Source organism: Sphingopyxis sp. FD7, from assembly GCF_003609835.1.
Lineage (GTDB): Bacteria > Pseudomonadota > Alphaproteobacteria > Sphingomonadales > Sphingomonadaceae > Sphingopyxis.
Genome location: NZ_AP017898.1, coordinates 1,741,974 through 1,762,340 on the forward strand (window position 1 = coordinate 1,741,974; position 20,367 = coordinate 1,762,340).

A 20,367-nucleotide genomic window follows, 5' to 3' on the forward strand; every position below is an offset into this window, starting at 1 on the left:
AAGATTAAGGGAGTGTTAGCGATGATGGTGCGCGGAAAATGGCTGGTCGCCGGGCTGCTGATGGCGGCGATGCCGCTCGGCGGGTGCCGGGACCAACCCGAAGCCAAGTCCGACCTGGCACCGCTCGACGGCGATCTGGCGAGCGGCGATCCCGCGATCAGGGGCGCGCTCGAAGACAGGATCATGGTGGACCCCAAGCTCGCGGGGCAATCGAATCGCAACGCCGCCGGGCCCGGCAACCGTCCGGTCGACGGCGGCGTTCCCGGCCTTGCGGGCGGCAAGGCGGCGACGGCGGCAGAGGCCGCTGCGGCGCTCAAGGCGGGCAAGCTGCTCCCCGCGCCCAAGGCGCTGCCGCTGGAAGCCGGCTGTGACGGCTGCGAGGCGCAGGCGCGCCCGGTCACGATCGGCGCACTCGCGCGCGACCAGCAAAGGGGCGGCTGCGACGCGAAGCTGACCTATGGCAATGGCTGGGCGAACCGTCTGCCCGCGGCATTCAAAGTCTATCCGCGCGCGACGCTGCGCGAAGCCGCGGGCGTCGATGGCGGCAAGTGCAACCTGCGCGTCGTCAATTTCCAGACCGCGGCGTCGATGCAGGCGGTGCTCGACTATTATCACACCATGGCGATCCGCGCAGGCTATACGAGCGACCACCGCGTCAACGGCAACGAACATATGCTCGGCGGCACCAAGGGCGATCTGGCCTATGTGCTGATGCTGCGCCGCGACGGCGGGATGACCGACGTGGACCTGGTGGCATCAGGCGGCAAATAGGCTCTCCTTCAAGCGGGAAAGAAAGGCGCCGGGGACTGGCGCCCCGGAGCCTTCTCAAGCATAAGGACGGCCGCGCGTCAGACCTTGTCGCCGAGCGCGCCCTTGACCGTACCCTTCAGATTCTCGGCCTCGCCCTTGCGCTCCTGCACTTCGCCCTCGGCGCGCAGGCGCTCATTGTCCGTCGCCTTGCCGATCGCCTGCTTGACGTTGCCCACGGCTTCGTTGGCCAGGCCTTTCGCTTTGTCGGTGAGTTCACCCATGACATTTCTCCGTTGTTTTCCAAGAGGCTGTCGATCAACCTCCTGATAAGGCAACGCCCGCATGCCGCCATCGTTCCGTCGGCGACGATCAGGCGACGCCGCGCCGGGACAGGTCGCGCTTCGTGCCAATGTGGCCACGATATCGGTTGCAATCAGCGCCGGTTCGGGCATCCTCGACTTCTGGGCATCGCAAAAACAGTTCCATTCTTGTCCTGTTCGGGGGGAGTTCGGCGATGCGCAATTTTATTCCCGCAGCCATGATCGTGCCGCTTGCGGCCTGTACCCATGTTGCGACTTTTCGGACGCAGGACATTGCCCCGCCCGCAGAGGGCGAAGCGCTGAAGGGCGCCTCCTACGCCCTTCCGATGGTCCAGTTCGATCTGGAGATAGCCCGGTCGCTTTCCTCCTGCGACGCGACGGCCGCGCCTGTGTTCGCGGTCAAGGCGACCGCCAAGGAGTCCTATGTCGAAGGCGAAAGGTTCGAGATCGACCCCTCCGCGCTCAGTTCGGTTTTCAAGACATCCTCGCTCGCGATCGAGAAATATGACGATCTCGACACGCTCAAATCGTTCAACGCCAGCGCCGACGACCGAACCGGCGACATCCTCGTGGCCGTCGCGCGGACCGGGATCGCGATTGCCGGGGCGACCGCGGGCATCCCGGTGCCGCTGGACGCGGTCGGCGAGTCCTCGCCCTGGAAAAATGTGCTCGAAAGCTCGCAGTCCATCCGCTTGTGGTGCTCGGCGGAGGCGCAGAAGCGTCTGGCCGCGGTTGAGGCCGAAACCGACAATCTCGAACGGCTGAACGCCGAGCTCGATGCCGTCAACGCCCATGTCGTACGCCTGAAAGAACTCGCGGTGTTTCGCCGGTTCGACAAGGCGATGATGGACGAGTTGTATCAGGAGGTCCAGAAGCAGCAGCAGCTTGCGGCCGCGATCGAGACCGCCCAGACGGCGCTGGCCGACGCGACCGCCGCGCTCAGCGCGAAAACCGAACTTCGCTGGCCCACCGCCTCGTCGGCGACGCCGCGCGCGGAAGATCTCCAGCACGACGTCCGCTTTTCGGATTCCTCGCGCAAGCTACGAAAATTCTGCGCCAATTTTCAACTTGTCGCCTGGAACGGCGTCAGCGGCGTGCCGCTCGATCCTGCAACCCTCGCCGGCGATGACGCGGCGCTCGACGCGCATTGCGAAGCGGTGATTGCGGTCCTCCGGAAATCGATCGACGTCCGGCTGCGGTTCGCCCCCGTCACTCAGACCCGCTGGGTCGCCGACGGCACCGCCAGCCTCGCCTACCAGCTGCCATCCGGGGCACCGGCCAGGGGCCTTTTGATTCGCGAGCCGGTCCGCGCCAGCCTTGTCGCCGAATATCGCCTTTCCGGGTCTGCGGACTGGAAGACCGCGTTGAAGGATGAACCATTATGGGTGCCCCAGCTCGGTACGCTGCGTTTTCTGAAGTTCGCGAGCGGTCCGTTTGAAAATGAACTGCTGTCGGTCGAACTGCGCAAGGACGGCCGGATCGAAAAGCAGCGATATGAAACCAAGGAAGCCGCGCTTGCGCGGCTGGCGACGAGCGCCACGGACATCGCCGAACGTGTGCGCAGCGACGCCGAAAAGCGCGAGGACCGGCGGCGCGCCGACGAAAAATATCTCCGCGAGACCGCCGCGGCCGCGCGCGCCGAGGATCTGGCGCGGCTGCAATATCAACTCGACATGCTGACCAAGCAAAAAGCGCTGATCGAAGCGGCGCGCGACGATTCGGCGGAACGGCTCGCCGCCGCCGAACTGGCGCAGATCAACGCCGACATCGCGATGCTCAAGGCACAGATCGACCGGATCAAGCTGACAAACGAACTCAGTCTGCTGCAACCGCCGGAATGAACGACTCTCCGATCAGATGAGCCCCGCCAGCGGGCTCGACGGGTCGGCATAACGGCGCTGGCCCATCCGGCCCGCCAGATAGGCATCGCGCCCCGCCTCGACCGCGAGCTTCATCGCGCGCGCCATGCGCACGGGGTCTTTGGCTTCGGCGATAGCAGTATTCATCAGCACGCCGTCGCAGCCGAGTTCCATCGCCACCGCCGCATCGCTCGCCGTGCCGACGCCGGCGTCGACGAGCACCGGCACCGACGCGCCCTCGACGATCAGGCGGATCGTCACGCGATTCTGGATGCCGAGGCCCGACCCGATCGGTGCACCCAGCGGCATGATCGCGACCGCACCCGCATCCTCGAGCTGCTTCGCCGCGATCGGATCGTCGACGCAATAGACCATCGGCAGAAAACCCTCCTTGGCGAGCACCTCGGTCGCCTCGAGCGTTTCGCGCATGTTCGGATAGAGCGTCTTCGCCTCACCGAGCACCTCGAGCTTCACCAGATCCCATCCCCCCGCCTCGCGCGCGAGGCGCAGCGTGCGGATCGCGTCGTCGGCGTTGAAGCAGCCTGCGGTGTTGGGGAGGTAGGTGATCTTCTTGGGGTCGATATAGTCGGTCAGCATCGGCGCCGCCGGATCGGACACATTGACGCGGCGCACCGCGACGGTGACGATTTCCGCCCCCGACGCCGCGACCGCGGCGGCATTCTGCTCGAAATCCTTGTACTTGCCGGTGCCGACGATCAGTCGCGACGTAAATGTCCGCCCGGCGACACTCCATTGATCCGATGACAACTCAACCGCCTCCCACGAAATGAACGATCTCCAGCGCATCGCCTTCGGCGAGCGCGACGTCGGCGAGCGTCGAGCGCGGCACGATCGCGCGATTGCGTTCGACCGCGACCTTTTTGACGTCGAGGCCGAGCGACGCGACGAGATCGGCGATGCTGCCTTCGCGCACCTGCCGCGGCTCGCCGTTGAGAATGACCGAGATCACTTGGGATTCCGCCTTGCTTTGCCTTTTGCCGAGCAGCCCATATAGGGGGAGCGCGCATAGTAGCAACCGAAAGCCAAGCCTTTGCCCGACCTGCCCACCGTCTTCGTCCTCTCCGGCCCCAATCTCAACCTGCTCGGCACGCGCGAGCCCGAAATCTATGGCCATGACACGCTGAACGATATTCACGCCCGGCTGGAGGCGCAGGCGGCCGAGCTGGGCCTGCGCGTCGAATGCCGCCAGACCAACCATGAAGGCGTGCTGATCGACTGGCTGCACGAAGCCTATATATCGGGCGCCAAGGCCGTGCTGTTGAACGCGGGAGGCTATACGCACACGTCGATTGCGATCCACGACGCGATCAAGTCGATCAAGGTGCCGGTGATCGAGGTGCATCTGTCGGACCCGGCAAAGCGCGAGCCCTTTCGTCATATCAGCTATGTCGGCATGGCGGCCGCGGCTCATTTTGCGGGGCATGGCGCAAACAGCTACACGCTGGCGCTGGACGCCGCCGCCCGTCTCTGACAATAGGGCGCATCAAAAACGGGGTCAGGCGCCTCGACGACGGCGCCGCAACAACAGGACAATTCTCATGGGTGACCATAAAGACAATGGCATCAACATCGATCCGGCTTTCGTTCGCGCGCTCGCCGAATTGCTCGACGACACGCAGCTCAGCGAAATCGAGGTCGAAGACGGCGACCGCAAGGTGCGCGTCGCGCGCAACCTGAGCGCCGCCGCCGCGCCCGTCGCCTATGCGCCGCCGTCCGCGGCAGCCGCGCCCGCCGCCGCCGCTCCGACGCCCGCTGCCGCTACCGCTGCTGCCGCGCCCGCTGCCGACAACTTCGCCGACGCGGTCAAGTCGCCGATGGTCGGCACCGTCTATCTCGCGCCGGAACCCGGCGCGCCGAACTTTGCCACCGTCGGCTCGGCGGTGAAGGCAGGCGACACGATCCTGATCATCGAGGCGATGAAGGTGATGAATCCGATCACCGCGCCGACGGCGGGCACGCTGAAAGCCGTGCATGTCGAGAACAGCCAGCCGGTCGAGTTCGACCAGCCGCTGTTCACCATCGGATAAGGTCCGCCCATGGCCATCGAAAAACTGCTCATCGCCAACCGCGGCGAGATTGCGCTGCGTATCCACCGTGCGTGTCACGAAATGGGCATTCGGACGGTCGCGGTCCATTCGACCGCCGACACCGATGCGATGCACGTCCGCCTCGCCGACGAAGCCGTGTGCATCGGTCCGCCCGCGGCGAAAGACAGCTATCTCAACATCCCGGCGATCATCTCGGCCGCCGAGATCACCGGCGCGGACGCGATTCATCCGGGCTATGGCTTCCTGTCCGAAAACGAGCGCTTCGCCGAGATCATCGAAGCGCATGACATGATCTTCGTCGGCCCGAAGCCCGAGCATATCCGCACGATGGGCGACAAGGTCGAGGCGAAGCGCACCGCGGTCGCGCTGGGCCTTCCTGTGGTTCCGGGCTCACCGGGCGCCGTCACATTCAACGACGAGACGAAACGGCTCGCCAGGGACATCGGCTATCCCGTGCTCATCAAGGCCGCCTCCGGTGGCGGCGGGCGCGGCATGAAGGTGGTGCCCGACGAGGACAGCCTCGAAAGCCTGATGGGTCAGGCTTCATCCGAAGCGGCCGCGGCATTCGGTGACCCGACCGTTTACATGGAAAAATATCTCGGCAACCCGCGCCACATCGAGTTCCAGGTGTTCGGCGACGGCAACGGCAATGCCATCCACCTCGGCGAGCGCGACTGCTCGCTCCAGCGCCGTCACCAGAAGGTGCTCGAGGAAGCCCCCTCGCCCGTGATTTCGGCCGAGGAGCGCGCACGCATGGGCAAGGTCTGCGCCGACGCGATGGCGGCGATGGGCTATCGCGGCGCGGGCACGATCGAGTTCCTCTGGGAAAATGGCGAATTTTTCTTCATCGAGATGAACACGCGCATCCAGGTCGAACATCCGGTGACCGAGATGATCACCGGCTTCGACCTGGTGCGCGAACAGATCCGCATCGCGGGCGGCGCCGGGCTTTCGGTAAGGCAGGAAGAGCTGGAGTTCCGCGGCCATGCGATCGAATGCCGCATCAATGCCGAGGATCCGCGCACTTTCCTGCCCTCGCCGGGCAAGGTCACGGCCTATCACCCGGCGGGCGGGATGCATGTTCGCGTCGATAGCGGGCTTTATGCGGGCTATTCGATCCCGCCCTATTATGACAGCATGATCGGCAAGCTGATCGTCTATGGCCGCAGCCGGGAAAGCTGCATGATGCGGATGCGCCGCGCGCTCGAGGAAATGGTGATCGCAGGCGTCAAGACGAACATCCCGCTCCATCAGGCGCTGCTCGCCGACCCCGACGTCATCCACGGCGATTATACGATCAAATGGCTGGAAGAATGGCTGGCGAAGCAGGATGAGGGCGGCGGGGCCTGAGCCACGCCCGCTCTCCTTCAGGGGAGAGGGCATTGGGCCTCGTGCGCCGAGCCGTGCTCCGCTTGACTTTCGCTAACGCGTCTTTTTGGCTATGGGCTTTGACTATGGTCAAAAAAGCCTCTTTTCCGGCGCGTCCCGCCGCGATGTTTCTCATCCCGCTGGCGTTGCTCGCGGCCCCTTCCTTCGCGCAAACCGATGTCAAGGAAGATTCGGTCGTCCTCCAGCCCGACAAGGTGACCGACGACGCGCCGGTCGTCGCGGCGCAGCTCGAAATGCCGAGCTGGTCGGAGGAGAATGCAACCGCGCTGCTGAGCTTTATCGAAAGGGTCGGCGACGAGGGGCTGTTCGCCAGAGATTATAATCCCGATGCGCTCGCCGCCGCGATCCTGTCCGACGATCAGGCCCGGCTCGACAAGCTCGCGACCGAAACCTTCCTGCTGCTTGCAACGCATCTGCGCGATGGGCGCACGCCCAATGCGGCGCGCAAACAATGGTTTATGACCGACAGCGATGCCGAGACCGAGCCGCTGCTCGCGCTGCTGACCGCCGCGCTCGGCGCCGCTACCGTGCCCGAAACGCTGGCGAGCCTGAACCCCGTCCATCCCGATTTCGCGGCGCTCAGGGCATCGCTGAAAAAGGCGAAGACAAGCGCCGACGCCAATGCGATCCGCGTCAACATGGAACGCTGGCGCTGGATGCCGCGCGACCTTGGCGAACGCTATGTCGTCAGCAATGTGCCCGAATATCTGACGCGCGTCGTCCACGGCGGCACCGTCATCGCGACGCACAAGGCCGTCGTTGGCAAGAAATCGACCCCGACGCCGCAGCTCAACCCGATGGCGACCGGGATCATCGTCAACCCGAACTGGACGCTGCCGCGCAGCATCATCAACGAAGGCATCGGCGCGACGATCGCGCGCAACCCGGCCGCCGCGCGCGCGCAGGGCTATACCTGGACCGGCAGCGGCAAGACGCTGTCGGTCGTGCAGAAGCCGGGGCCGAACAATGCGCTCGGCGTGATGAAGATGGAAATGCTCAACGAACATGCCATCTATCTTCACGATACGCCCTCCAAGGAAGCGTTCAATGCCGCGGCGCGCGCTTTCAGCCACGGCTGCATCCGCACCGAACGCGCGCTGCACTTCTCGGGCCTGATGGCGGTGATGTTCGCGGGGCGCAGTCCCGAGGAGTTTGGCGAAGCCATCGCCAGCGGCAAGACGACGCGCTTCGGCTTCGACCAGCCCTTCCCCGTCTATGTCGCTTATTGGACCGTCGTGCCCGACGGCAAGGGCGGCGTCAGAAAGCTCGCCGACCTGTACGAGCGCGACGCGCCTGTTGTGGCGAGCTTCGCCAAGCCCGGCCGACCGGCCGCAACGGTGATCGCGCCGGTGCCGCCGCCGGTCGTCCCCACGGTCGAAACGACGGTGCGCGTCACGACGCCGGGGACCAGCGGCATTTATTGAGCGGCGTCGGCCGGCACGGCCGGAAGCTGCCCTCTATCTAATCGTCATACCGGCGAAGGGCGGGATCTCGCCGGTAGGGCATGGCCGAAAACCGCGATGCCCCCTTTCCGTACGCCGATGCGGCCACAAGAAAAGGGCCGGAGTTTCCCCCGGCCCTTCCCCAAATCCGATGCGCTTCGATCAGGCGCCGGTCAGTTCGGCCGTATCGACCTTCACGCCGGGGCCCATCGACGACGACAGCGCGACCTTGCGGACATATTTGCCCTTGGCGCCCGCCGGCTTCGCCTTGACGATCGCGTCGACGAAGGCGTCGAAGTTCTGGCGGAGCTTTTCCTCGCCGAACGACAGCTTGCCGAGACCGGCGTGGATGATGCCGACCTTTTCGACGCGGAACTCGATCTGACCGCCCTTGGCGGCCTTCACGGCTTCGGCGACGTTCGGGGTGACGGTGCCCAGCTTCGGGTTCGGCATCAGGCCCTTGGGCCCCAGCGTCTTGCCGAGGCGCCCGACGATGCCCATCATATCCGGCGTCGCGATGACGCGGCCATAATCGAGGTTGCCCGCGAGCATGTCTTCCATCAGGTCTTCGGCGCCAACCTTGTCGGCGCCGGCGGCCAGCGCCTTTTCGGCATTGTCGCCGCGTGCGAACACGGCAACCTTGACGTCCTTGCCGGTGCCGGCGGGCAGCGTGACGACGCCGCGGACCATCTGGTCGGCGTGACGCGGATCGACGCCCAGGTTCATCGCGATTTCCAGCGTTTCGTCGAACTTGGCCGAAGCCAGCTCGCGCACCAGCTTGATCGCTTCGTCGACGCCGTGCAGCTTGGCCTTGTCAATCTTGCCCTCGAGGGCCTTCTGCTTCTTGGTCAGCTTGGCCATGGTCAGCCCTCCGTCACTTCGAGGCCCATCGAGCGGGCGCTGCCTTCGATGATCTTCGTCGCCTGTTCGATGTCGTTGGCGTTGAGATCCTTCATCTTGATCGCGGCGATTTCGGCGAGCTTCGAGCGCGCGATCTTGCCGCCGCTGATCTTGCCGGGTTCCTTCGAGCCCGACTTCAGGTTCGCGGCCTTCTTGATGAGGTAGGTCGCCGGAGGCGTCTTGGTGACGAAGGAAAAGCTCTTGTCGGCGTAGACGGTGATGATCGTCGGCGTCGGCGTGCCCTTGTCGAGCCCGTCGGTCGCGGCGTTGAACGCCTTGCAGAACTCCATGATGTTGACGCCGCGCTGACCGAGCGCCGGCCCGAGCGGCGGCGAGGGGTTTGCGGTCCCCGCCGGAACTTGCAGCTTGATATAGCCGCTGATCTTCTTGGCCATGACGGCCTCCTTTCTTTCTGTCGCCCCGAACCTTGATCCGGGGCTCAAAATAAGCGGTCAAGCAGAGGGCATCACCCCTCCTCCCGCGCGGAATCGCACCCGTGCCTGATGCGAAGCGGCGCCGTTAGCGGGTATGGCTGGAAAAGGCAAGCATTGGTCGCCGACGGACCGGCGAGATCCCGGCCTTCGCCGGGATGACGATCAAAAGAATGTCGCCCTTATCGTCATCCCGGCGAAGGCCGGGATCTCGCCCTATCCGCCCGCCGCGCCTTCGGGCGGCGTGATGCGCAGCAGGCCTTCCTGCATCGCCGAGGCGATCAGCGTGCCGTCCTGGCGGTAGATCAGCCCGCGATTGATGCCGCGGCTGCCGCCGGTCCAGTCGCTGTCCATGACATAGACGAACCAGTCGTCGACGCGGATGTCGTCGTGGAACCACATCGCATGGTCGAGGCTGGTCGAGAACAGCCCCGGCGTCGACCAGGTGAAACCGTGCGGCAACAGCGACGAGGAGAGCAGCCCCATGTCGGAGGCATAGGCGAGGAAGGCGCGGTGGAGCAGCGGATCGTCGCCGATCGGCGCCGCGAGCCGATACCATTGATAATGCGCCGTGGCCTTTTCGGTCGAGGGGGGACGGAAACTGCGAATCTCGAACGGCCGCAGCCGCGCCATGCGGTCGAGCTGCGCGTCGCTGACATTGGGGTCGGCGGCCATATTCTCGACGAACTCGGCGCATTCTTCGGGCGGCAGCAGGTCGGGCATCAGCGCCTGGTGCGCGGCGCCCGGCTCGGGCGCGTGAAAGGATGCGGTGAGGTTGAAGATCACCTTGCCATCCTGTCGCACCACGACGCGGCGGTTGGCGAAGCTGCGCCCGTCGAAGTCGCGGTGGACGCGGAAATGGAGCGGCTTGGCCTCGTCGCCGCCGCGCAGGAAATAGGCGTGCAGCGAATGCGCCGCCTTTCCGGGATCGACGGTGCGCGCCGCGGCGACGAGCGCCTGCGCGATCACCTGCCCGCCAAAGATGCGCTGGCGCGTCGGCTTGGCAAAGGCGGGAAAGGTGAACTCATCCTCCAGCCCCGGCACGGGTTCGAGGTCGAACAGCCGCGTCACCGCCGCGACGACCTTTTCGGGCGAAAAGGTGGCCTGGATTTCGCGCGCGCGTTCCACGCGGGCCTGAATCGCGTCGGGAGTCAGGCTCATGCGATCATCCCATCTTTCGCTGGATCCCCGCGTTCGCGGGGATGACGACCTTTTGGGGTCGTCACTTCATCCGTTCCACCTGCTCGAAATCGAGTTCGACCGGCGTGGCGCGGCCGAAGATCGAGACGCTGACCTTCACGCGCGCCTTGTCGAAATCGAGTTCCTCGACCACGCCGTTGAAGCTCGCGAACGGGCCTTCGAGCACCTTGACCTGATCGCCGATTTCGTAATCGACCCGGATTTCGGTCTTCGGACGCGCCGCGGCCTCTTCCTTGCTGTTCAGGATGCGCGCGGCTTCGGCCTCGCTGATCGCCTGCGGCTTGCCCGACGAGCCGAGGAATCCCGTGACCTTCGGCGTATTCTTGACGAGGTGATAGACATCGTCGGTCATCGTCAGCTTGGCGAGGACGTAACCGGGGAAGAATTTGCGTTCGGCCTGAACCTTCTTGCCGCGCTTGACCTCGGTGACGGTTTCGACCGGCACCTCGACCGCCTCGACGAAGTCGGTGAGGCCCATGCGCTCGGCCTCGGCGAGCACCGAATCGCGAACCTTGTTCTCGAAACCCGAATAGGCGTGAATGATGTACCAGCGCGCCATAATGATCCGTATCCTGTCCCTGAAAGCCGCGGGCGTTAGCGCGCGAGCGACGTCAGCCAGCTGACGATGTAACTGAAAACCGTATCGACGCCGAGGAAGAAGAGCGACAGGATCGTGGCCATGATCAGCACCAGGATCGTCGTCTGCACCGTTTCGCGGCCGGTAGGCCAGACGATCTTGCCAGCTTCGGTCTTCACCTGGTTGACGAATTCGCCGATTTTGACTTTCGCCATGTCCGTTCGGTCCTCGTAAGCGTCAAAGTTACCGGCCAGATGGGTCGTCGCGCCCGGCGCGTCAAGCGCGCTTCGGGCAACAGTCCGCCCACCCTCCCCGAGCATGTCGGCGAAAGGCGGAAGGAAAACGGCGCATCTGTCCGAATGAAAGCGGCCTTTACTTGCGCGCCGTGGCGATTGCAAGCGGATGGTCGCGGGCGAAGTCACGGCGCATCAGCAGGAGCAGCAGCACCATCACCGCCCAGCTGGCGGTCGGCTGGAGCGCGAAAAGGAAATGCAGCTCGCGCGCCGCGGCGGCGCCGTCCCTGGGATCGAAGCCGACAAGGTCGAGCATCGCATAGCTGACCGCGATCGCCGCCGCGACGCCGAACTTCTGCATCAGGTTGAGCAGCGCGAACAAGAAGGCCGCGCGCGACCGGCCGCAGCGTTCGGCATCGCGCGGGATCAGATCGGCGAGCATCGAGTGAATGAACAGCAGGCCGACGAAACCGGTGCCGAGCGCCAGCGAAAAGAGCGTCGCCTGCGCAAGCCCGCGTGGCGCCTGTCCCAGCGTGGCCACGAGGAGCGTCGAAATGAGCAGCGCCATCGCAATCATCATCGGCGGTTTGCCAAAGCGCCGCGCGAGGAAAGTCCAGACGGGCGAAGCCAGCGCGCCGCCGACGAAGCTCGCGAACAGAAGCACCGCGCTCTGGGCGTCGAGGCCCAACACGGCATCGGCAAAAAAGACGAATAGCGAGGTGAGCGATCCGAACGCGAAACTGTTGAGGAACTGCACGCCGAAGAGCAGCATCATTGGCGGAAAGCCAAGCGAGACGCGCATTTCGTGGCGCCAGCCGATTCCCGGTTCGGCGACGACGCGACGCCGCGGGACGCGCGCGATGGCATAGAGGGCGACCGGCGCCAAAAGCAGGAAGAGACTGGCATAGGCGATGATCCGTCCCTGCAGGCTGATCGACGGCATGAGCAATTGTGCCGCCGCAGGAGCGGCGAAGGCCAGGATCAGCGCGATCTTCGCGAACCAGTCGCGCATCCCGTAGAGCAGCGCGCTGTCGGCGGGGGTGCGCACGAGCGCCGAACCCCACGACAGCTGGGCGACTTCGTAAAGGCTGAAGCTGGAGTAGAAGAGCACCATAATCAGAAACAGCGCGGCGAACGGTAAGCGGTCGCCGACCGCGACGAGCGCAAGCAGCAGCAGGCCGAGTGGCAGCAACGCGATCAGCATCCAGCGGCGATGCGCGCCGAGCCCGGTGCGGACGCGATCAACCATCGTCCCGATCAGCGGATCGACCACCCCGTCCCAGATCGTCGTGAGCGAAAAAAGCAACCCGACGAGCGCCACCGGAATCACCCCGCCTTCGGCGATATAGGGCGGGAGATAGACGCTGAACGGCAGCGCGAGCATTGCCGTTGGCCCTGCGGTCGCAGCATAGGCCGCGACGACCCGCGGCCGCAGCGCCGGCGGGCGGGGCGCGGACGCGGCCGTTGGCAGGGCGGAACTGGCCATGTGACGACGCTCCCCAAAAAGGCAGGAAGCGCAATGCTTTCAGCTATTGACAGCCGTGTCAATGAATCTGGCATATCCTGAAATGCGATATGAACGGCCGAAGGCGCCAGTCGATCTCTTCCCTGCCCAGCCATTCTTCCTCGATTCCCGCCAGCGCGTTGAGCATCGAATCGCCGAATACGATGTTGAGGAACAATTTCGCTGCGGCTTCGGGATCGTCAATGTCGGCCTCGCCCGCCGCCGCCCAGCGGGTGAAGAGTTCGGTCAATTCGGCGATCGCGGGCAGATGGATGTCGCGATAGATGCCGACCGCGAAATCACGGTCGCGCACGCTTTCCGACACCAGCATCCGCATGAGCGCTATCGCGCGCGGCGACTGCATCGCATCGCTCTGCCGATAGGCATAGCTTTTAAGAAGGTCCACGTTCGACATGGCCGCGGTCGCCGCCGGATCGGGGGGGCTGAACGCAGTCTCTTCGGACCACCGCGTCGCCATGGCGCGCAGCAGGCCCTGCTTGTTCCCGAAAAGGTCATAAAGCGTCGCCAGAGAGCCACCCGAACGCCGGACAATGTCGGCGAGACTGGTGCGGTCATAACCCTGTTCGAGGAACAGAGCCTCCGCCGCATCCAGAATCGCATTGTGCCGCCGTTCGCGCGGTGATCCTGTATCTCTTTGAGATAAAGTCGTTCCCGGCTCCGTCAATTTTTCATTCCTCGTCCCTTGCCCATGACTGTAATTTGAATTACAGAGCATCGTCGGCGCAAGCTTTCGCCTATAAAAACATCCCGCACAACAGCGATTTTTCAGGGGTCAACATGAGTCGCGTCTCTCCTCCCCGCTGCGCCGTCGGCGCCGCACTCGTCCTGCTGCTGACCAGTTGCTCGTCCGAAGCGCCATCCGCGCCGCCGCCGCCCGAAGTGAATATCGTCACCGTCCGCGCGCAGGCCGTGCCCAATGTCATCGAGCTACCCGGCCGCGTCCAGGCGTATCGGACGTCGGAGGTTCGGGCGCGTGTCGATGGCATCGTCGAACGCCGCCTGTTCGACGAAGGCAGTTTCGTGCGCGCGGGCACCGCGCTTTTCCGTATCGACCCGCGCCAGCTGATCGCGAACGCCAACGCCGCGCGCGCGCAACTGGCCCGCGCACAGGCGACCGCAGCGAACGCGCGGCAGGTGGTCGCGCGCTATCAGCCGCTGCTCGCCGACCAGGCGATCGGCAGGCAGGAATATGACGCCGCGGTCGCCGCGCAGCGCACCGCCGAAGCCGATGTCCAGGCGGCGCAGGCCAATCTGGAGTCGGCGCGGCTCAACCTCGGCTATGCGTCGGTCACCGCGCCGATTTCAGGCCGCGTGCGCCGCGCCGAAGTGACCGAGGGCGCGCTCGTGAGCGCCGCGCAGGGCACGCTGCTGACGACGATCGAGCAGATCGACCGCGTCTATGTCAATTTCGGCCAGTCGAGTTCGGACCTGCTGGCGACGCGCCGCGACATGGGGTCGGGCCGGATCAGCGCGCCGCAGCTCGAAAGGGTCGAAGTCCAGCTTATCCTTGAGGATGGCAGCGCCTACCCTGTCGTCGGCCACCTCGACTTCCTCGACCTATCCATCGACGAGGCAACGGGGACCGCCGCGCTGCGCGCCGAGTTCCCCAATCCCAACGCCGCGCTGCTTCCCGGCCAGTTCGTGCGCGCGCGCATCTTTGCCGGCAACCGCGCCGACGGGATGCTGATCCCGCAGCGCGCGGTCAAGCTGACTGCCGATAATGCGAGCGTGATGGTGCTCGACGCGAAGAATGTTGCGACGCCGCGCCCGATCAAGCTCGGCGCGATGGTCGCGGGCCAGTGGGCGGTGCTCGATGGGCTGAAACCCGGCGACCGGGTGATCGTCGACGGGCTGCAAAAGGTGCAGCCGGGCCAGCCGGTCCGCATCGCGCCGCCCAAGGGAACGGCGTCGACGCCGCCCGCGAAGCGCTGATCCGGCATGACCCCCCGCTTTTTCATCGACCGGCCCATTTTCTCCTGGGTCATCGCCATCGGCATCCTGCTCGCCGGGATCATCGCGCTGCGCGGGTTGCCCGTCGAGCAATATCCCTCGGTCGCGCCGCCGTCGCTGACGATCGGCGTGACCTATCCCGGCGCCGACGCGAGCACGCTCGAGCAGAATGTCACGCAGGTCATCGAGCAGGAACTGAACGGCGTCGAGGGTTTCCTCTACATGGCCTCGACCAGCGAATCGAACGGCACCGCGTCGATCACCCTGACCTTCGAGGCGGGGACCGACATCGACAATGCGCAGATGGAGGTGCAGAACCGCCTGCGCCGCGTCGAACAGCGCCTGCCCGAAGATGTGCGGCGCCAGGGCATTTCGGTGACCGAGGCCAATTCGGGCTTCCTGCTGATCGTCGCGATCACCTCGAAGAGCGGCAACACCGACCCGATGGAGGTCAACAATTTCGCCAACACGCGCGTGCTCGACGAGCTTCGCCGCGTGAACGGCGTCGGCAATGTGCAGGCGTTCGCGCCCGAATATGCGATGCGCATCTGGCTCGATCCGCAAAAGCTCGCGTCCTACAATCTCTCCGCCGCCGAAGCGCTGGGCGCGGTGCAGGAACAGAACAGCCAGACGCCGGGCGGCCAGTTGGGCGACCAGCCGATCGCCAAGGGCGCCGAGCTCAACGCCGTCATCACGACGCAGGGCCGCTTCACCAAGCCCGAACAGTTTGAAAGCATCATTCTGCGCGCCAACCCCGACGGGTCGGCGGTGACGCTGGCCGACGTCGGCCGCGTCGAGCTGGGCGCCGCAAGCTATCTCTTCTCGTCCGAGCTCAACGGCAAGCCGATGGCGGGCCTTGCGGTCCAGCTGACCCCCGGCGCCAATGCGCTGTCGACCGCCGCGGGCGTGCGCGCGCAGATGGCGGAACTGGAAAAGGGCTTCCCCCCCGACATCAGCTGGTCGATCCCCTACGACACGACGCCCTTTGTCGAGCTGTCGATCGAGGAGGTGGTGAAAACGCTGGTCGAGGCGATGGTCCTCGTCTTCCTCGTCATGTTCCTGTTCCTGCAGAACTGGCGCGCGACGGTGATCCCCACGATCGTCGTGCCGATCGCGCTCGCGGGGGCGTGCCTGGGCCTCTGGATGTTCGGATTTTCGATCAACGTGCTGACCTTGTTCGGCATGGTGCTGGCGATCGGCATCCTCGTCGACGACGCGATCGTCGTGATCGAGAATGTCGAGCGCATCATGAACGAAGAGCATCTGCCGCCCTATGAGGCGACGGTGAAGGCGATGGGACAGATCACCAGCGCGATCATCGGCATCACGCTGGTGCTGATCGCGGTGTTCATCCCGATGGCCTTTTTCCCCGGATCGACCGGCGGCATCTATCGCCAATTCTCGATGACGCTGGCGATCTCGATCGCCTTCTCGGCGCTGCTCGCGCTCACGCTGACGCCGGCGCTCTGTGCCACGATGCTGAAGCCGCACGACCAGACGCAGCGGACGGGCCCCGTGGGCGTGTTCTTCGATCGCTTCTTTGCGCGCTTCAACGAATGGTTCGGCCGCACGACCGACCGCTATCAGGGCAGCGTGGGCAAGATGCTGTCCGCGCCGCTGCGCTGGCTGGGAGTGTTCGTGGCGATGGTCGCGGTGACCGCGCTGCTGTTCTTCCGCCTGCCCGGATCCTTCCTGCCGCAGGAGGACCAGGGCTATCTCATCACCGTGATCCAGGCGCCGCCCGGCGCCACGACGCAGCGCACCAACGAAGCGACGAAACAGGTCAAGGCCTTTTTCGCCGAACAGCCGCAGGTCGCGAACATCGTGCTCGTCAACGGCTTCAGCTTCTTTGGCCAGGGGCAGGCGAACGCGATCATGTTCACGCCGCTGAAACCCTGGGACGAACGCACGGGCGAAGGCGACAGCGCCGACGCGATCGCCGGCAAGGCGATGGGCACGCTGATGGGCATAAAGGAGGCCTTTGCCTTTTCGCTGAGCCCGCCGTCGATCCCCGAACTCGGCACGTCGAGCGGCTTCACCTTCAAATTGCAGGATCGCGGCGCGAACGGGCGCGAGGCGCTGGTCGCCGCGCGCAACCAGATGCTCGGCGGCGCGATGCAGAGCAAGCTGCTCGCCAACGTCCGCCCCGAAGGGCAGGAGGACGCGCCGGTGCTGAAGCTCGACATCGACCGAATCCAGGCGCGCGCGCTCGGCCTGTCGATCGGTGACGTTAATGCAACGCTCGCGATCAGTTTCGGCAGCGCCTATGCCAATGATTTCACGCGCGAAGGCCGCGTGCTGCGCGTGCTGCTCCAGGCCGACGCCGCCAACCGGATGACGCCGCAGGACGTGCTCGATCTCCGCGTGCGCAGCGCAACGGGCGACATGGTCCCCTTCGGATCGTTCAGCAAGGCCGAATGGTCGGCCGAACCCCCGCAGCTTCAGCGCTACAACGGCTATCCGGCGATGACCATCTCGGGCGAGCCCGCGCCGGGCCAGTCGACCGGCGAGGCGATGGCCGAGATGGAGCGGCTGGCGGAGCAATTGCCGCCTGGATTCTCCTATGAATGGACCGGCATTTCCTATGAGGAGAAGCAGTCGGCGGGGCAGATCGGCATGTTGCTGGGCCTGTCGCTCGTCGTCGTCTTCCTGCTGCTCGCGGCGCTTTATGAAAGCTGGTCGGTGCCGGTCGCGGTGCTGCTGGTGGTGCCGCTGGGCGTGCTCGGCGCGGTCCTCTTCTCGATGGTCAGAGGACTTTCGGCCGACATCTATTTCAACGTCGGCCTGATCACGATCATCGGGCTTGCCGCGAAGAATGCGATCCTGATCGTCGAATTCGCGATCGAGCAGGAGGCGGAGGGCAAGTCGACGCTCGACGCGGTGATGGAGGCGGTGAAGCTGCGCCTCAGGCCGATCATCATGACCAGCCTGGCCTTCATCCTCGGCATGGTGCCGCTCGTCATCGCGACCGGGGCGGGCGCCGCGAGCCGCATCGCGGTCGGATCGGGCGTGATGGGCGGGATGATCGCCGCGACGTTGCTCGGCATCTTCTTCATCCCGCTCTTCTATCTGTCGGTGCGCAAGTGGCTGAGCCGCAAGCGGCCCCCCGCCCCCGCCGAGAAAGGTCATCATGAGGAACCCGGCCATGCGTAAGCTGATTGCGCTCGCCGCAGCGACAACGCTCGCTGGATGCGTGAACATGGCGCCGCCACACGAGCGGCCGCCGCTGGCGACCGCAGCCGATTATCCCGCCGAATTCGCGGGCGACGTGACGCTCGGCCAGCGCGCGACCGATATCGCCTGGCGCGATTTCTTTGCCGATCCGCGACTCGAAGCGCTGATCGTCGAAGCGATCGCCCATAACCGCGATCTCGCCGTTGCGGTGGCGCAGATCGAGGAGGCGCGCGGCCTCTATCGCATCCAGGCGGCCGATCGCCTGCCGACCATCGGCGCCAGCGCTGACGCAACGCGGACGCGCGGCCCATCGCTGACCGGTGCGGGCACCGACACGACGAACCGCTATTCCATCGGCGTCGGCGTCACCTCGTTCGAGCTCGATTTCTGGGGGCGCGTCAAGAATCTCTCCGAAGCGGCGCGCAGCCAGTATCTCGCGACCGAGGCGGCCGAGCGCGCCTTTCGCCTTGCGCTCGTGCGCGACGTTGCCTCGACCTATTTCGCCTCGCGCGGCGCCGAGGAGCAGATCGAGCTGGCGGAAGCGACGGTGACGAGCCGCAAGGAAGGGCTGCGCATCGCCAGGCGCCGCCTCGACGCCGGGGTCACCTCGGCGCTGGACTATCGCCAGTCGGAGACGCTGCTGACGCAGGCGGAGACGCAGCTCGCCAGTCTGAAACTCGGCAAGGCGCAGGCCGACAATTTTCTCGCCGTGCTGACCGGCGGTCCGGTCGCGGGGCCCCTGCCCGCGCCGCTCCCGCTTGTCGCGCAGGCCGGGTCGCCCGCGCTGACCGCAGGACTGCCCTCCGACCTGCTCGTCGCCCGCCCCGACATCGTCGCGGCCGAAGAACGGCTGCGCGCCGCCCGCGCCAATGTCGGCGCGGCGCGCGCCGCCTTTTTCCCGTCGATCTCGCTCACCGGCAGCTTCGGCTTTGCCTCGGGCGCGCTCGACGACCTGTTCGGCGACGATGGGATGACGTGGAGCTTCGGCCCGTCGATCAGCCTGCCGATCTTCGATTTCGGACGGCGGCAAGGCAATCTGACCGTCGCCGAGGCGCGCGAGGACATCGCCGTCGCCACCTATGAACGCACCGTGCAGGGCGCCTTTCGCGAAGTGGCCGACGCGCTCGCGGGCCGCCGCTATCTCGCCGAACAGGTCGCGGCGCAGGAGCGCGGCACGCTCGCCACGCGGCAGATCGCCGACCTCGCGCGCAAGCGGTACCGGGAGGGCGTTTCGACCTATCTCGAAGTGCTCGACGCCGAGCGCAATCTGTTCGCGTCCGAACAGACGCTGATCGAGCTCCGCCGCGCGCAGGTCGACAATCTCGTCACCCTCTATGTCGCGCTCGGCGGCGGGCTGGTCGAGCGCGCAGGAGGCGCGGCGCGGTGAGCGGCGAGACGCTGCTGCTCAAAAATCTGCTCGGCCCTCAAGCGATCGCGACGATCGCCGACGCCGGGGCGGCGGCCACACCGCACTTCGACCGGCCGATGTTCGTGCGCGCCGCGTCGGACGGCCTCGACGCGCTGTCGATCATGGAGCGCGTGCGCCATATCGCCGATGCGCTGCACCATGCACTGCCCGATGACTATGGCGCTACACTCGATACGTTGCGCGCCATGGCGCCGCGATTGACGCACGCTTTTCAGGCGATCGCGATCACCGAAGTCGTGGCGCGCCATGGCCTCGACGATTTCGACCGCTCGATGGCGGCGCTCGCCGACCTCACGCGCTTCGGTTCGGCCGAGTTCGCGATCCGTCCGTTCCTCGCCGCCGATCCCGACCGCGCGCTGGCGACGATGGAGCGCTGGACCGCGAGCGCCGACGAGCATGTCCGGCGGCTCGCGAGCGAAGGCGCGCGGCCGCGCCTGCCCTGGGCGGCGCGGGTGTCCGCGCTGAAGGCCGATCCTACACGCGCCGCGCCGATCCTTGAGGCGCTGAGGGCTGACCCTGCCATCTATGTCCGCAAATCGGTCGCGAATCATCTCAACGACATTGCCAAGGATCGGCCCGACTGGCTGCTCGGCCGTCTCGCCGCCTGGCCGCAGGAGGACGAGCGCACCGCATGGATCGTCCGCCACGCGCTGCGCACGCTGATCAAGAAAGGCGACCCCGCCGCGCTTGCGCTGATCGGCGTCGGGCACGGGGCAGCGGTGACGGTGCGCCGCTTTATTGTCGAACCCGCGTCGGTGCGCCTTGGCGAGCGGATTGCCATCGCCGTCGAGCTGGCGTCCGAGTCACCCGACGCTCAGCCGCTGGTGGTCGATTACCGCATCCGTTACGCGCGCCCCGGTGGCAAGAGCGCGGCCAAGGTGTTCAAGCTCAAGAGCTTCACGCTGGCGGGCCGCGACATCGCCACGCTGTCGATCTCGCAGACGATTCGCGACTTCACCACGCGCCGCCATCATCCGGGGCGGCACAGGGTCGAGTTGATCGTCAATGGTCGGGGGGTTGGCGAAGCGTCGTTCGAACTCCTGGCCGACGCCAACGATTAGACCCGGCCGCCTCTCTCCAGCTCGTCATTCCGGCGCAGGCCGGGACGACGGAATGAAT

General features: G+C 65.8%; 20 protein-coding genes. 10 read left to right on the forward strand and 10 right to left on the reverse strand.

Annotated elements, in window-relative coordinates:
• Window positions 1-21 precede the first annotated feature (21 nt).
• On the forward strand, window positions 22-771 hold the full coding sequence (locus tag SPYCA_RS08195) for a hypothetical protein (RefSeq protein WP_120219742.1): 750 nt from the start codon (window positions 22-24) through the stop codon (window positions 769-771).
• A 77-nt stretch (window positions 772-848) separates the two neighbouring features.
• Here SPYCA_RS08195 and SPYCA_RS08200 read toward each other — a convergent pair whose 3' ends face one another.
• On the reverse strand, window positions 849-1,031 hold the full coding sequence (locus SPYCA_RS08200) for a CsbD family protein (protein ID WP_120219743.1): 183 nt from the start codon (window positions 1,029-1,031) through the stop codon (window positions 849-851).
• A gap of 233 nt (window positions 1,032-1,264) precedes the next feature.
• Here SPYCA_RS08200 and SPYCA_RS08205 point away from each other — a divergent pair, with 233 nt between their 5' ends.
• A complete protein-coding gene (locus SPYCA_RS08205) occupies window positions 1,265-2,911 on the forward strand; it encodes a hypothetical protein (protein WP_146625106.1) in 1,647 nt (548 codons plus the stop codon).
• Window positions 2,912-2,923: 12 nt separating this feature from the next.
• Here the strand turns inward: SPYCA_RS08205 and SPYCA_RS08210 are convergent, their stop codons facing one another.
• Window positions 2,924-3,736: a bifunctional sulfur carrier protein/thiazole synthase protein gene (locus SPYCA_RS08210; protein ID WP_120219745.1), complete on the reverse strand. Its 813-nt coding sequence runs from the start codon at window positions 3,734-3,736 to the stop codon at window positions 2,924-2,926.
• Window positions 3,699-3,899 (reverse strand): sulfur carrier protein ThiS, encoded by a 201-nt coding sequence (thiS, locus tag SPYCA_RS19755; protein WP_058804940.1) that lies wholly within the window; start codon window positions 3,897-3,899, stop codon window positions 3,699-3,701. The genes SPYCA_RS08210 and thiS overlap by 38 nt, the downstream gene beginning before the upstream one ends.
• An 81-nt stretch (window positions 3,900-3,980) precedes the next feature.
• Between thiS and SPYCA_RS08220 the strand changes: the two genes are divergently transcribed.
• The 4 genes from SPYCA_RS08220 to SPYCA_RS08235 all read left to right on the forward strand — a co-directional run bounded on the left by SPYCA_RS08220 (window position 3,981) and on the right by SPYCA_RS08235 (window position 7,811).
• Window positions 3,981-4,421, forward strand: coding sequence for a type II 3-dehydroquinate dehydratase (locus tag SPYCA_RS08220; protein WP_172595011.1), 441 nt, complete (start codon window positions 3,981-3,983; stop codon window positions 4,419-4,421).
• Between the two features lie 67 nt (window positions 4,422-4,488).
• The gene (accB, locus tag SPYCA_RS08225) at window positions 4,489-4,977 is read left to right on the forward strand and encodes an acetyl-CoA carboxylase biotin carboxyl carrier protein (protein ID WP_120219746.1); all 489 of its coding nucleotides are present in this window, start codon (window positions 4,489-4,491) and stop codon (window positions 4,975-4,977) included.
• A gap of 9 nt (window positions 4,978-4,986) precedes the next feature.
• Window positions 4,987-6,348: an acetyl-CoA carboxylase biotin carboxylase subunit gene (accC, locus tag SPYCA_RS08230; RefSeq protein ID WP_120219747.1), complete on the forward strand. Its 1,362-nt coding sequence runs from the start codon at window positions 4,987-4,989 to the stop codon at window positions 6,346-6,348.
• Window positions 6,349-6,452: 104 nt separating this feature from the next.
• Window positions 6,453-7,811 carry a L,D-transpeptidase family protein gene (locus tag SPYCA_RS08235; RefSeq protein ID WP_232003596.1) on the forward strand — a complete coding sequence of 453 codons (1,359 nt, stop codon included), beginning with the start codon at window positions 6,453-6,455 and terminating at the stop codon, window positions 7,809-7,811.
• 180 nt (window positions 7,812-7,991) lie between these two features.
• Here SPYCA_RS08235 and rplA read toward each other — a convergent pair whose 3' ends face one another.
• From rplA to SPYCA_RS08270, 7 genes are all read right to left on the reverse strand, one after another.
• Entirely contained in the window at window positions 7,992-8,690 is a 699-nt protein-coding gene (rplA, locus tag SPYCA_RS08240) for a 50S ribosomal protein L1 (RefSeq protein ID WP_120219748.1), read from the reverse strand.
• Window positions 8,691-8,692: 2 nt separating this feature from the next.
• Window positions 8,693-9,124, reverse strand: coding sequence for a 50S ribosomal protein L11 (gene rplK / locus SPYCA_RS08245; protein WP_120219749.1), 432 nt, complete (start codon window positions 9,122-9,124; stop codon window positions 8,693-8,695).
• A 252-nt stretch (window positions 9,125-9,376) separates the two neighbouring features.
• Window positions 9,377-10,321 carry an acyl-CoA thioesterase gene (locus SPYCA_RS08250; RefSeq protein ID WP_172595012.1) on the reverse strand — a complete coding sequence of 315 codons (945 nt, stop codon included), beginning with the start codon at window positions 10,319-10,321 and terminating at the stop codon, window positions 9,377-9,379.
• Window positions 10,322-10,382: 61 nt separating this feature from the next.
• Entirely contained in the window at window positions 10,383-10,919 is a 537-nt protein-coding gene (nusG, locus tag SPYCA_RS08255) for a transcription termination/antitermination protein NusG (RefSeq protein WP_011541737.1), read from the reverse strand.
• 35 nt (window positions 10,920-10,954) lie between these two features.
• Complete coding sequence (gene secE / locus SPYCA_RS08260; protein WP_120219750.1) at window positions 10,955-11,152, reverse strand: preprotein translocase subunit SecE; 198 nt, start codon at window positions 11,150-11,152, stop codon at window positions 10,955-10,957.
• 157 nt (window positions 11,153-11,309) lie between these two features.
• A complete protein-coding gene (locus SPYCA_RS08265) occupies window positions 11,310-12,656 on the reverse strand; it encodes an MFS transporter (RefSeq protein ID WP_120219751.1) in 1,347 nt (448 codons plus the stop codon).
• A gap of 58 nt (window positions 12,657-12,714) precedes the next feature.
• A complete protein-coding gene (locus tag SPYCA_RS08270) occupies window positions 12,715-13,359 on the reverse strand; it encodes a TetR/AcrR family transcriptional regulator (protein WP_172595013.1) in 645 nt (214 codons plus the stop codon).
• Between the two features lie 113 nt (window positions 13,360-13,472).
• Here SPYCA_RS08270 and SPYCA_RS08275 point away from each other — a divergent pair, with 113 nt between their 5' ends.
• The 4 genes from SPYCA_RS08275 to SPYCA_RS08290 are packed head-to-tail and all read left to right on the forward strand — an operon-like array spanning window position 13,473 to window position 20,309.
• Entirely contained in the window at window positions 13,473-14,627 is a 1,155-nt protein-coding gene (locus SPYCA_RS08275; protein ID WP_120219753.1) for an efflux RND transporter periplasmic adaptor subunit, read from the forward strand.
• Between the two features lie 6 nt (window positions 14,628-14,633).
• Complete coding sequence (locus SPYCA_RS08280) at window positions 14,634-17,798, forward strand: efflux RND transporter permease subunit (protein ID WP_120219754.1); 3,165 nt, start codon at window positions 14,634-14,636, stop codon at window positions 17,796-17,798.
• Window positions 17,791-19,206: an efflux transporter outer membrane subunit gene (locus SPYCA_RS08285; RefSeq protein ID WP_120219755.1), complete on the forward strand. Its 1,416-nt coding sequence runs from the start codon at window positions 17,791-17,793 to the stop codon at window positions 19,204-19,206. The genes SPYCA_RS08280 and SPYCA_RS08285 overlap by 8 nt, the downstream gene beginning before the upstream one ends.
• Window positions 19,203-20,309, forward strand: coding sequence for a DNA alkylation repair protein (locus SPYCA_RS08290; protein WP_120219756.1), 1,107 nt, complete (start codon window positions 19,203-19,205; stop codon window positions 20,307-20,309). The genes SPYCA_RS08285 and SPYCA_RS08290 overlap by 4 nt, the downstream gene beginning before the upstream one ends.
• Window positions 20,310-20,367 lie beyond the last annotated feature (58 nt).